13 protein-coding genes are annotated in these 11,758 nt (G+C 59.9%); 8 read left to right on the top strand and 5 right to left on the bottom strand.

Going from position 1 to position 11,758, the window contains the following annotated elements; genetic code table 11:
* The first annotated feature begins 1 nt into the window (after position 1).
* From DDZ17_RS16810 to DDZ17_RS16795, 3 genes are all read left to right on the top strand, one after another.
* Positions 2 to 1,516, top strand: coding sequence for a wax ester/triacylglycerol synthase family O-acyltransferase (locus DDZ17_RS16810; RefSeq protein ID WP_116368122.1), 1,515 nt, complete (start codon positions 2 to 4; stop codon positions 1,514 to 1,516).
* 682 nt (positions 1,517 to 2,198) lie between these two features.
* Entirely contained in the window at positions 2,199 to 2,702 is a 504-nt protein-coding gene (locus DDZ17_RS16800; RefSeq protein WP_157976695.1) for a VOC family protein, read from the top strand.
* Positions 2,703 to 2,997: 295 nt separating this feature from the next.
* The gene (locus DDZ17_RS16795; RefSeq protein WP_116368119.1) at positions 2,998 to 3,792 is read left to right on the top strand and encodes an SDR family oxidoreductase; all 795 of its coding nucleotides are present in this window, start codon (positions 2,998 to 3,000) and stop codon (positions 3,790 to 3,792) included.
* 90 nt (positions 3,793 to 3,882) lie between these two features.
* Here the strand turns inward: DDZ17_RS16795 and DDZ17_RS16790 are convergent, their stop codons facing one another.
* Complete coding sequence (locus DDZ17_RS16790; RefSeq protein ID WP_116368118.1) at positions 3,883 to 4,344, bottom strand: Lrp/AsnC family transcriptional regulator; 462 nt, start codon at positions 4,342 to 4,344, stop codon at positions 3,883 to 3,885.
* A 156-nt stretch (positions 4,345 to 4,500) separates the two neighbouring features.
* Here DDZ17_RS16790 and DDZ17_RS16785 point away from each other — a divergent pair, with 156 nt between their 5' ends.
* From DDZ17_RS16785 to DDZ17_RS16775, 3 genes are read left to right on the top strand one after another with little or no spacing between them, the layout of a single operon-like run.
* Positions 4,501 to 6,204, top strand: coding sequence for an aminotransferase class V-fold PLP-dependent enzyme (locus DDZ17_RS16785; RefSeq protein WP_116368117.1), 1,704 nt, complete (start codon positions 4,501 to 4,503; stop codon positions 6,202 to 6,204).
* The gene (locus tag DDZ17_RS16780; protein ID WP_116368116.1) at positions 6,204 to 6,962 is read left to right on the top strand and encodes a sulfite exporter TauE/SafE family protein; all 759 of its coding nucleotides are present in this window, start codon (positions 6,204 to 6,206) and stop codon (positions 6,960 to 6,962) included. The genes DDZ17_RS16785 and DDZ17_RS16780 overlap by 1 nt, the downstream gene beginning before the upstream one ends.
* Positions 6,963 to 6,965: 3 nt before the next feature.
* Positions 6,966 to 7,679 (top strand): MBL fold metallo-hydrolase, encoded by a 714-nt coding sequence (locus tag DDZ17_RS16775; protein WP_116368115.1) that lies wholly within the window; start codon positions 6,966 to 6,968, stop codon positions 7,677 to 7,679.
* Positions 7,680 to 7,686: 7 nt separating this feature from the next.
* Here the strand turns inward: DDZ17_RS16775 and DDZ17_RS16770 are convergent, their stop codons facing one another.
* Positions 7,687 to 8,298 (bottom strand): 2-hydroxychromene-2-carboxylate isomerase, encoded by a 612-nt coding sequence (locus DDZ17_RS16770; RefSeq protein ID WP_116368114.1) that lies wholly within the window; start codon positions 8,296 to 8,298, stop codon positions 7,687 to 7,689.
* 19 nt (positions 8,299 to 8,317) lie between these two features.
* A complete protein-coding gene (locus tag DDZ17_RS16765; RefSeq protein WP_116368113.1) occupies positions 8,318 to 9,061 on the bottom strand; it encodes an SDR family oxidoreductase in 744 nt (247 codons plus the stop codon).
* Positions 9,062 to 9,190: 129 nt separating this feature from the next.
* Here DDZ17_RS16765 and DDZ17_RS16760 point away from each other — a divergent pair, with 129 nt between their 5' ends.
* Together DDZ17_RS16760 and DDZ17_RS16755 are read left to right on the top strand one after the other, a co-directional pair.
* Positions 9,191 to 9,682 (top strand): winged helix-turn-helix transcriptional regulator, encoded by a 492-nt coding sequence (locus DDZ17_RS16760; protein WP_116368258.1) that lies wholly within the window; start codon positions 9,191 to 9,193, stop codon positions 9,680 to 9,682.
* Positions 9,683 to 9,725: 43 nt separating this feature from the next.
* Positions 9,726 to 10,490: an exodeoxyribonuclease III gene (locus DDZ17_RS16755; RefSeq protein ID WP_116368112.1), complete on the top strand. Its 765-nt coding sequence runs from the start codon at positions 9,726 to 9,728 to the stop codon at positions 10,488 to 10,490.
* 49 nt (positions 10,491 to 10,539) lie between these two features.
* Here DDZ17_RS16755 and DDZ17_RS16750 read toward each other — a convergent pair whose 3' ends face one another.
* Both DDZ17_RS16750 and DDZ17_RS16745 read right to left on the bottom strand, forming a co-directional pair.
* Positions 10,540 to 10,911: a VOC family protein gene (locus tag DDZ17_RS16750; RefSeq protein ID WP_116368111.1), complete on the bottom strand. Its 372-nt coding sequence runs from the start codon at positions 10,909 to 10,911 to the stop codon at positions 10,540 to 10,542.
* Between the two features lie 23 nt (positions 10,912 to 10,934).
* The gene (locus tag DDZ17_RS16745; protein WP_116368110.1) at positions 10,935 to 11,708 is read right to left on the bottom strand and encodes an NYN domain-containing protein; all 774 of its coding nucleotides are present in this window, start codon (positions 11,706 to 11,708) and stop codon (positions 10,935 to 10,937) included.
* Positions 11,709 to 11,758 lie beyond the last annotated feature (50 nt).

Here is an 11,758-nt window from a genome sequence, read left to right as displayed (position 1 = left end):
TATGGAGCAGCTCAATGCAGTAGACACCTCGTTCATCTACTCTGAGTCACCCTCGCTTCCGATGCATTTTTCGTCGGTAGCCATTTACGATCAAGCGACTGCGCCCGGTCAAACGGTACGTTTCAAGGATATTCTTGCGCTTTACGAGGACGCGGTATATTCCGTGCCTCTCTTTCGTCGCAGGCTAGTGGAAGTGCCACTTTCCCTAGATAAGCCCTACTGGATAGAAGATCCGGACTTCGATATCGAATTCCACGTACGACATATTGCCCTACCTGCGCCGGGCGATTGGCGGCAGTTCTTTATCCAATTGGCGCGTTTGCAGGCTCGTGAGTTGGATCGCTCGCGTCCACTCTGGGAAACTATTGTTATCGAGGGGCTTGATGCCCTTGAGGGCTTACAGTCCGGCTGTTTTGCTGTGATGACAAAAATGCACCACGCTGCATTGGACGGGCAGTCAGCGAATCAACTCTTCCTTCACGTGCATGAATTTAGCCCTACCCTTCGCGAGCGGCTAGTCGATAAGCCACCGCTGATCGTAGAATCGAGACCCAACACGCTGGGTCTGCTGACCCGAGCCGCCAGCAATGGCTTTATTCGCAGTGGGAGAATTCTGAAGACCGGGCGCAAGGCTCTCGGCGCAATGCACCGAGTTAACCAGGCTGTAAAACGTGGCGAACTGGCCAGCCCGCCAGAATCACCATTGACCCGCTTCAACCGGCCGGCTTCTCCGCACCGAGTTGTCACCTCGGTAGCGCTGCCACTAGAAGATGTACAGCGCCTGCGGAAAGCCCACCCTGGCGCGACCATCAACGATTTTATGCTCGCAGTGCTCGGCGGAGCCCTACGCCAATACCTCTTGAATCATCAGGAGCTGCCAGAAGCATCCCTCGTGGCGCAGACGCCTGTTGACTTACGGGCCCACGGTTCGAAAGGGACGGGCAACCAGATCAACGCGATGAATGTTTCCATTGGCACCGATATCGAGCATCCTTTAGAACGCCTGAGTGCGGTGCACAACAGCTCTGACAGTGCCAAACGATACCACCGGGAATTAGGCGTAGACCTGATGACGGAGGTAGGTGAAGCACTGCCGCCCCTTCTGGGCCGGGCATGGTTCGCCCTACAAAACGGGAGCGATCACCTCCCTGCACTGAAACGTCACCTGCCGGTGCCGCCAGCGACCATCATCAGCAACGTAGCCAGCTCTCCAGTGCCGTTTTATCTATGCGGCGCCAAATCAGTCGGTGGGCTCGGTCTGGGCCCATTAATGCCTGGCACCGGTCTATTCCAGACTGTGGTCAGTCACGACAACACAATCACCATCTCCGCTACGTGCTGTCGAGACATAATGCCCGACCCCGATCATTACCAGCAGTGCATTCGAGATAGCTTTGAAGAGCTCAAAGTTGCCTGTGAAACAAGTCTCTCGCCGCCTCGTAGACGCACTAAAAGTCCACGTCGCCAGGCTGCGGCAACCAAGCGTCGCAGTCGACCAAAAGCAAGACGAACATAAATAGAGTCTATCTGGCTGCGTCACCCCGGATGAAATGGCTTAAATACCTCAGAGGAAGCGCACACCTCCAGCAACTTATTGGCCAAGAAACCATGTGAATTAATGTCTACTTACATAAGAAGGCACAAGCCATGCCGAGATACCTGATAAATAACACTCCTCAACCGACCGGAGAACATGAAGTACATCAAGAAAATTGTACTTGCTTACAAATGCCCCATCCATCTAATCGCATCGACCTCGGCATCCATGAAACTTGCAAGAGAGCTGTCTCTGAAGCCAAACGCCGGTATCCTACAAAAATCATAGTCGGATGCTGCTACTGCTCTACGCCTTGTCACACATCTTAGGTCGCATAGAGCGAACCATAAGTAAGATCGTTAGAACGCCTATCATTGCATCCTGATAGGGTAAGATAGGCTAGAGAACCGAAAGTACCTGGATTAAATCACGAAGAACCGCTATTCCGGATAGCGTTTTTCCTAGGAATCAATGAAGTACCAAAAGTAAAAAAATCGCCACAATCGAATTTTCTTTAAGACAACTATCTTAAGACCGTGCTCTGCACCTATAACAGAAACAATACTATTTCCATCGTAGTAGATTTTCTTAAACCCAATTACCAGCTACAACGCTTACTCAGTGCTAGGCTAGTTTAAATTCTCCCAAGCCGACATTACGAGTGGCTTCGGAGCGAGATTTCAAAGATACCAGCAATAGAAAAATCAATGAGAGATATATGGCGCTTAGAGGAATAAACCGAGTTATTGTTGCAGTTCACGACCTTGAAAAGTCCAAAGAGTTTTATTCAAAGCTCCTTGGAGCAACCTTCCATGATGCAAACTGGACAGGAGAGCCATTTGGCATCCATGTTGCTATTAGTTGGGATGCTGGACTGGAGCTGTGCGCTCCGATGCCCGGCCGCAAAGGGGATAGCGCGGTTTCCGCTTTTCTTGAAAAGAATGGAGAGGGGGTCGTAAACGTTTTTTTCGGGGTAAGTAACGCCGAGGCCGCGAAAGAACTGGCAGCAAAGTCGGGTGTAGAAACCGTCCACTCACTCGATTACACGCAAGATGAAATTGACCGTCATTTAGACGGGCTGTTTAAAAAATACGAAGAACACACTCTTAATTCGGCTCAGCAATGTGGCTTCGGCATGACTTTGGCGCAGATTGACCCGAAATAGGAGAGAACTCAGGCTTCCGGCGCCACTTTGGCCTTAAGCTCAGTTTTTTCATCGCAACGGGACTGGCTAAAGCAGGTAATTGCGATCTTCAAAACATCATGAGGTGAGCCGACTACTATCGATCTTTCGCGCATGGTCAGATGCGCCCAGAAAACGCTGTACCATTAGAAAACCAAATATGGCGACATGGTAGCCTAGAAAGCAAAGCACCTGCACGAGTGGGGGCCAGAAAATACCCGCTTATAGAGAGTTAGCTTTGACATTGAATTCGAATATACAAGTTGTGGGTGAAAACATGGATAGCATACTAGATCGATTCCGCTTGGATGGAGCGATTGCCATTGTTACAGGTTCCGGGCGGGGTATTGGTGCCGCTACCGCTGTTGCCCTGGCTGATGCAGGCGCAGATATTGTTGTTACCGCCCGCACAGTTTCACAGATCGAAGAAACTGCCGAACGAGTAAGGGCCCGAGGTAGACGAGCATTGGTTGTAACCTGCGATGTGCTCATGGAGGAGCAACGCGCAGAATTGGTAGAACAGACCTTGCGAGAGTTCGGCCGTCTTGACGTCCTGGTGAACAACGCTGGAGGCTCTGGCCCAATGCCCGCACTCCAAACAAGCGAATCTGACTTCAACGAAACATTTCGATTTAATGTCACGACTGCGTTTCGTATGTCATGTCTCTGCGCACCGCAGATGGTTCACACCAGTGGCAAAGGATCGATTGTTAACATTTCTTCGATCGCAGGGAAATTTGCCCAGGCTGGCTTTGCCAGCTATGGCGTGGCCAAAGCTGGATTAGATTTCATGACAAGAAATTTGGCTCAGGACTTCGCCCCCAAGGTAAGGGTTAACGGAATCGCTGTCGGATCAACGATGACCGCCGCCCTTTCAGGCATCATGACCGACGATTTGGAACGGGCTATGCTTGCACGCACACCATTAGCTCGCCTCGGTCAGCCTGAAGATGTCGCTGCTTGCGCACTGTTTCTTTCTTCCCCGGCTGCCGATTATGTCACTGGAGAAATCTACGGGGTGAATGGAGGATTAACAGGTACACCTATGGAAATGCCACGAGCTGGTTTGTAAACCCGCGATTTTACATAGCCTATCTCGTCATATGAGTGAGACGATGAAGCAAGATAGTGGCATTCCAGGTCTAAATCTACGTCGCATCCACTACTCAATAGGCAGGCGGTGAGTGACCTTGATTTCTTCCATGACAAAACTCGCGGTGACATCGAACAGGTCAGCGTGAATGAGTTGCTGGTAGAGCCGGTCGTAGTCCGGCAAATCGCGCACCACCGCCTTTAGCAGGTAATCCAGCTCGCCCCCCATGCGGTAGGCCTCCAGAATGCCGGGAATGCCCTCCACTACCGCCCGAAAGCGCTTGGCCCAGGCGGCGTTGTGCTGGTTGGTGCGAATGGACACGTAAACGGTCAGCGGCAGGCCGAGGCGGGCCGGGTCGAGCAGGGCCACGCGGTCGCGGATAAAACCCTCGCCCTCCAGTTTTTGCAGGCGCCGCCAGCAGGCGGATTTGGACAGGCCGGCAAGCTCCGCCAGATCCCCCACCGACAACGTTGCGTCGCGCTGCATGTGCTCCAGCAGGACCTTGTCGGTTTTATCCAGTGTGTAGGTCATCAGTTGGCTCCCTTCGCTCGAATTGGCACAATTTACCACCTGGAACCCATAAATCGAATCACTGTCTCGATTTTGGAATAATCAGCGCCCCAAAATGGGAACAATGTTCGGATCACTTCCCGCTAGGCTATGCGGCAGTTTTCGCAAGGATCTGACATGCACTCCCTGATTGATAAAATTCGCCGCGGCGTGATCGGTGCCGGCCAACGCATTCCCACGCCGCTCGGCCCACGGCCGCTGGTTTACGCCGACTACACGGCCTCGGGGCGTTCACTGGACTTCATTGAGGACGCCCTGCGCACCCAGGTGTTGCCCTGGTACGCCAACACCCATACCGAGACCTCCTTCACCGGCGCGCAAACCACTGCCCTGCGCGAACAGGCGCGCGAGACCATTCGCACGGCGGTTGGCGCCAATGAAGACGACAGCGTGATTTTCTGCGGCAGCGGCGCCACCGCTGCAATCAACCGGTTGCTGGATTTACTCGGGCTGCGCCTGCCAGCAGACCTCGACAAGCGCTACGGCCTGAGCGGGCAGATCCCCGCCGCCGAGCGCCCGGTTGTTTTTGTTGGCCCCTACGAACACCACTCCAATGAACTGCCTTGGCGCGAAAGCATCGCCGATGTGGTGGTGATCCCCCTCAACAACCGGGGCACCATCGACAGCGACCACCTGGCCCGCGCCCTGGCCGAGTACGCCCACCGCCCCCTGCGGATCGGCAGCTTCTCGGCGGCGTCAAACGTTACCGGCATTCGCAGCGACGTTGCCGCCATTACCGCGCTGCTGAAAGCCAACGGCGCCCTGGCCTTCTGGGACTACGCCGCGGCCGCGCCCTACGTGACTATCGACATGAACGCCGAACACCCGCTGGACGCGGTGTTTATTTCGCCCCACAAATTTATTGGCGGCCCGGGCACGCCGGGCGTGCTGGTGGTGAAAAACCACCTGCTGCGCAACAGCGTGCCGGCGGTGGTGGGCGGGGGCACGGTGTCTTTCGTGACGCCCCAGGGCCACACCTACCTCAAGCACATCGAGCGCCGTGAAGAAGGCGGCACCCCCGGCATTGTTGAATCCGTGCGGGCGGGGCTGGTTTTTGCCCTGCAACAGGCGGTGGGCATCGGGGAGATCGAGCGCCGTGAACACGACTTTGCCAACCGCGCCCTGCAGCGCCTGCGCGCCATGCCCAACCTGACGGTGCTGGGCGATAGCGGGGCCGAGCGCCTGTCGATTTTTTCCCTGCGCTTTCACCACGGCGAGCGCGACCTGCACTACGGCTTTATCGTCGCCCTGCTGAACGACCTGTACGGCATCCAGGTGCGCGGCGGCTGTTCCTGCGCCGGCCCCTACGCCCACACCCTGCTGGGGCTGGATGCCGACACCAGTACCCGCATCGAGGCACACATGCAGGCCGGCTGCGCCCTGCTGCGCCCGGGCTGGGTACGGCTGAACTTCAATTACTTTATCAGTGACGAGGAGTTCAATTACCTGCTCGGCGCGCTGGAACAGGTTGCCCGCCTGGGCTGGCGGATGCTGCCGCAGTACCACTACGATGCCGCCCACGGTGTGTGGCGCTACCGCGGCCAGTCAGTTGCGCTGCCCTCGCGCCTGGACGCCAGCGCCTTTGCCGATGAAACGCCGCCACTGGCCGCGGCCACGGCGCCGGATTACCCCGCCCTGCTGCGCGATGCCGAGCAAGCACTGCTGACCGCCGACCCACAGGCTGTGGGCCAGGCCCTGACGCTTGATGCAGAGGCCGAGGCCATGCGCTGGTTTGTGCTGCCCCAGGAAGTGGCGGACATTGCCGCATCGGCAGCTGACGCATCGGCACCAGCATCAACAGCGGCAGGCCAGGTGGCTTGATGCTGCTGCTGATTGGCGCTGCCATCGGCCTGCTGCTCACCCTCACCGGCGCGGGTGGCTCGGTGCTGGCGGTGCCGTTGCTCAGCGCCGGCCTGCACACGTCGCCAACCCAGGTGATGGGCCTGAGCCTTGGCTGTGTGGCCATGGCGGCAGCCCCCGGCGCCCTGCGCGGACTGTATCGGCGCCAGATCGACCTGCGCTTGGCGCTGCCACTGGCTTTGTGTGGCATTGTGTTGGCGCCGGTTGGCCGGGCGGTGGCCATGCTGCTGGACCCGCGCCTGGTCACCCTGCTGTTTGCCGCCCTGGCGGTGTTTATCGCCTGGCAACTGTGGCCACGGCGGCAGGCCCTGCCGCTGGGGGCGGCGGTGGCAAAGCCGGCGGTGGCAACGGCGCGGCCCCTGTCGAACCTGGCCTCTGGCGCGTGCCTGGGCCTGGTGTCGGGCTTTTTTGGCGTCGGCGGCGGCTTTCTGATTGTGCCCTGGCTGCTCAGGCAACGCCGCCTGTCGGCCCAGCAGGCCATTGCCACGTCGCTGCTGGTGATCGCCTGCGTCAGCGCCTCCGGCTATCTCTTTCACCTGCAGCAGCAAACCAGCTGGGCGCCGGGCCTGCTGTTGCCGCTCGCCCTCGGCAGCCTGCTCGGCGCCTGCCTTGGCATGGCCCTTGCGCACCGGTTGCACAGCGGCGTTGCCCAGCGGCTGGTAGCCACGGCGGCCATGGCCACCGCCCTCGGGTTGGTGCTACAAACCACATGGAGCTAAACCATGCTATTCCGACAGCTGTTTGACACCCGCAGCTCCACCTACACCTATCTGCTGGCCGATGGGCAAACAGGCCGTGCCGCGCTGATTGACCCGGTGCTGGAACAGACGGACCTTTACCTGCAGCTTTTAACGGAGCTGGATTTAACGCTGCACTACGCCATTGATACCCATATCCACGCAGACCACGTGACTGCCCTGGGGCGCCTGCGCCACGAGACCGCCTGCCAGACCGTGCAGGACAGCCACAGCAGCGCCCAGGGGCTTTGCCTGCAGCCCGCCAACGGCGATGTGCTGACCCTTGGCAACCTGCGGCTGACCTGGCTGCACACACCCGGGCACACCCGCGAATCCGCCTGCCTGTACTGGCCCGCCGGCAACAGCGTGTTCACCGGCGATGCCCTGCTGATTCGCGGCACCGGCCGCACCGACTTCCAGCAGGGCTGCGCACGGCAGGCCTGGCGCAGCCTGCGCGACCAGCTGCTCAGCCTGCCGGACGAGACCCTGGTGTACCCCGGCCACGATTACCGCGGCCTGTGTTGCAGCACCATCGGCGAAGAGCGCCGCTTTAACCCGCGCCTGCAGGTGGCCGATGAAGACCAGTACGCCGCGCTCATGGCCGGTATCGCACTGCCCAGGCCCAAGGCCATGGACATCGCCCTGCCGCAGAACATGCACCTGGGCTGGCCCACGGCGGCGCAGGGCCTGCCGGCCTAGCTGATGATCAGTCGCCAAGGGCCTCTTCAATGTCCCTGAGGCGATCCTTGCCGAAGTAGAGCTCGGTGCCAACAAAGAACGAGGGCGCGCCAAACACGCCGCGCTCCACCGCGTTCTCGGTATTGGCCAGCAGTGCGGATTTGACCGCCTGGGTCTGGGCTGCCACCAGCAGGTCGGCCGCTGGCAGGCCGACGTTTTCCAGTACACTTGCAATGTTATCGACATCGCCCATGTCGCGCCCGTCGCGCCACATGGCGTAAAACAGGGTGTCGACGTAGGCGCGATATATATCCGCACCCATCCCCTGCGCCGCCACAGCACCGCGCATGATCTGCAGGGTATTCACCGGGAAGTGCGGGTTCATGCGAAAGTCCTTCTGCAGGCCATGACGGCGCACAAAGCGCTCCGTCTCCAGCCCCTCGTATTCGAGCCGGTTGCGGATGCCCGCCATGGTCTGCATCGGCGAGGCGTTGCCGGTCAGCTTGAAGATGCCGCCCAGCAACACCGGCTGGTACACCAGCTCGGCACCGCAGCGCCGGGCAATATCCGGCAGCACCCGGTGGGCCAGGTAGGCGTTGGGGCTGCCAAAGTCATACAGAAATTCCAGTTGCTTGCGCATGGCTTGCTCTCCTGTTCGGTTACCAGGTTTCAACGTAGGGGCGGATATCCAGCTCAAAGGTCCAGGCATCGCGGGGCTGGCGGTGCAGCTGCCAGTAGGTTTGCGCCACCGACGCCGGGTTCATCAGCGCATCCTCGGGCAGGGCCTGCACATCAACGCCACCCGTCTCCATGCGCTCGCGCACCCAGGCGGTATCCACCGCGGAATCGATAACGAGATGGGCAACATGAATGTTCTGCGGCCCCAGCTCCCGCGCCATGGACTGGGCCAGTGCGCGCAGGCCGAATTTGGCGCTGGCAAAGGCGGCATAGCCACTGCCACCGCGCAGGCTGGCGGTGGCGCCGGTGAAGAAGATAGAGCCGCGACCGCGCGGCACCATCACGCTCGCCGCCTCGCGCCCCACCAGAAAGCCCGCGAAACAGGCCATCTCCCAGACCTTGCGGTAAACGCGCGCGGTGGTTTCGCGCAGGGGAAAGCGCACATTGGCGCCCACGTTGAAGATCACCACCTCCAGGGGGCCGATTCGCGCCTCGATGTCGGCAAACACCGCCTGCACGCTGTCTTCGCTGCGGGCATCCAGGGTGAAGGCGTGGGCGCGGCCGCCCTCGGCTTCTATCGCCCGCACCAGCGGCGCCAGCTGGTCGCCCTTGCGCCGGCCAAGGCAGACGGTATAGCCCTCGCGTGCGAAGCGTTTGCCAATTTCGGCGCCGATAAAGTCACCGGCGCCCACGATCAGCGCCACTGGCGCGTTGGATTCGCTCATCACTGCTGCCCTCCCGGGGCTCGATTCACCCAGCTACATGGTTGCATCATTAAACCAAAATAGGCTAACGCGATTTGGTTTAATGATGCAACTAGAAAATGTGCACCATGCCCCCTTAGAATGGCCGCCATGAAACTCAAGCGCTTTGACGACATGAACTGCTCCCTCGCCCAGACGCTGGATGTCATCGGCGAGCGCTGGACCCTGCTAATTCTGCGCGACGCCTTCTTCGGCGCCCGCCGCTTCAGCGAGTTCCAGCGCAGCCTGGGCGTCGCCAAAAACATCCTGAGCACCCGGCTGAACCGGCTGGTGGACGAGGGGATTTTGCAGCGCAGCGCGGGCGCCGACGGCGGCCACCCGGAGTATCGCCTGACAGAAAAGGGCCTGGCCCTGCAGCCGGTGCTGCTGGCCATGACCCACTGGGGCGACCGCTACCGGCCACACCCGGGCGGCAAGCGGCTGGAGTTTGTGGAGCGCAGCAGCGGCAAACCGATACGCCCCATGACGGTACTGAACCACGCCGGCAAGCCCCTCAAACCGATGGATGTGAAGGCGGTGGCCGGCCCGGCGCTGGATGACGACTGGCACGCGCAGTGGCTGAGCAAGCCGCGCGGTAACTAGGCTAGACTATGCGCCCCACAGCAACGGCGGAGCATAGGCACCGATGAAAATCACTTCCTGGAACGTCAACGGCCTGCGCGCCGTTATGAACAAGGACTTCGCAGGCTCCCTGGCCGCCCTGAATACCGATATTCTCTGCCTGCAGGAGACCAAGGCCCAGGACGACCAGGTGCTCACCGCGCTGGAGCCCATCGACGGCTACCACGTGTACAGCAACTCGGCGGTGCGCAAGGGCTACTCCGGCGTCGCCATTCTCAGCCGGGAGCAGCCCCTGTCAGTGCAAGCGGATATCGGGGTGGAAGAGCACGACCAGGAGGGCCGCGTGCTCACCGCGGAGTACGCGGACTTCTACCTGGTCACCGTCTACACCCCCAACTCCGGCAGCGAGCTGGTGCGCCTGCCCTACCGGCAAACCTGGGACGCCGCCTTTTTGGTGTTCGTCAAATCCCTGGAGGCGAAAAAGCCGGTGCTGATCTGCGGCGACCTCAACGTGGCCCACCGCGACATCGACATTGCCCGCCCCAAACCCAACTACAACAAAAGCGCCGGCTTTACCCAGAAGGAAATCGACGGCATGGACGCCCTGCAGGCGGCCGGCTTTGTGGATACCTTCCGCCACTTTAATCCGGATGAGGTGAAATACAGCTGGTGGAGTTACCGCGCGGGCGCGCGGGGCAAGAATATCGGCTGGCGGATTGATTACTTTCTGGCAACCGCGGCGCTGGTGGCCTCACGCGTCAGCGCGGCAGAGATTCACAACGACATCATGGGCTCGGATCACTGCCCGGTGAGTGTAGTGCTGGATTAAACGGCAACTGGGCCTCCCGGCACCCGGCCGGGAGGCCAGATCATTCGCCTCAGCCAAACTGGTAGAACGCGACCTTGTTGCCATCCGGGTCGCGGAAGTAGGCGCCGTAGAACATGTCCGGAATGCGCTGGCCGGGTTCACCCTCGCAGGTGGCGCCGAGTTCGATGGCTTTGTGATAGAGCTTGTCCACCAGTTCCTTGGAGCCGGGGTTGATGGCAACCATGTTGCCGTTGCCGGGGTTCGGCGCGTCTTCGTTGTAGGGAATGCACACGCTGAGCATGGGCTCTTCCATGCTTTTGCCGATCATGGCGATGCGGTCCATGTCGATAATCACCTTGGCACCGAGTTCTTCCAGCAGGGCGCTGTAAAAGGCCTTGGCCCGTTCCATGTCCTGCACACCGATAGTGACGTAACCAATCATAATCTTATCCTCGTGTTATCAACTCAGGGTTTAAATCGCTTGTCGCGAATGTAGAGGGTGTAGGAGCCGTCGTCGCGCGGGTTGCGCTTTTCCGTGTCAAACAGCTCGGTGACTTCAATCAATTCGCTCAGCTTGCGATAGCCGTAGTTGCGCGAATCGAAAGAGCTCTGGTTGGCGATGTGCTGGCCCACAAAGGAGATGTTGGCCCAGCCCGCCTCGTCGGAGGTGGCATCCACCGCGCCGCGCAGCAGGTTGATCAGGCGCGCGTCCTGGTTCAGGGTTTTCTTGCTGGCCTTCTTGCTCTGGCTCTGCCCGGCCTTGGCGTCGCTTTTTTTCGGTTCTTCCCGGGGCACCACCAGCGCCTCCAAAAACACGAACTTGTCGCAGGCCGCCTGTAACGAGGTCGGCGTTTTCTGCTCGCCAAAACCGTACACCACCAGCCCCGCCTCGCGGATGCGGGTGGCCAGGCGGGTAAAGTCGCAGTCGGAAGTCACCAGGCAGAAGCCGTCGAGCTTGTCGGTGTAAAGCAGGTCCATGGCATCAATAACCATGGACGCGTCGGTGGAGTTCTTGCCGCGGGTGTAGCTGAACTGCTGGATGGGGCTGATGGCGTACTCGTGCAGGATGTCCTTCCAGGAGCCGAGTTGGGGCGTGGTCCAGTCGCCGTAGGCGCGCTTGACGCTGGCCACCCCGTACTTGGCGATTTCCTGGATCAGGGCCTCGCACAGCTTGGGGCTGACGTTGTCGGCGTCGATCAGCACGGCCAGCTTGCGCCGCTCTTCGCGAAAGGTGCTCATGGGCGGGTATCTCGCGGCTCAGGCCCCGTCGCCGGGGCGGTGTTTGGCGG

Source organism: Parahaliea mediterranea (genome assembly GCF_003402235.1).
GTDB classification, from domain to species: domain Bacteria; phylum Pseudomonadota; class Gammaproteobacteria; order Pseudomonadales; family Halieaceae; genus Parahaliea; species Parahaliea mediterranea.
This window is presented reverse-complemented; position numbering and strand designations above follow the sequence as displayed.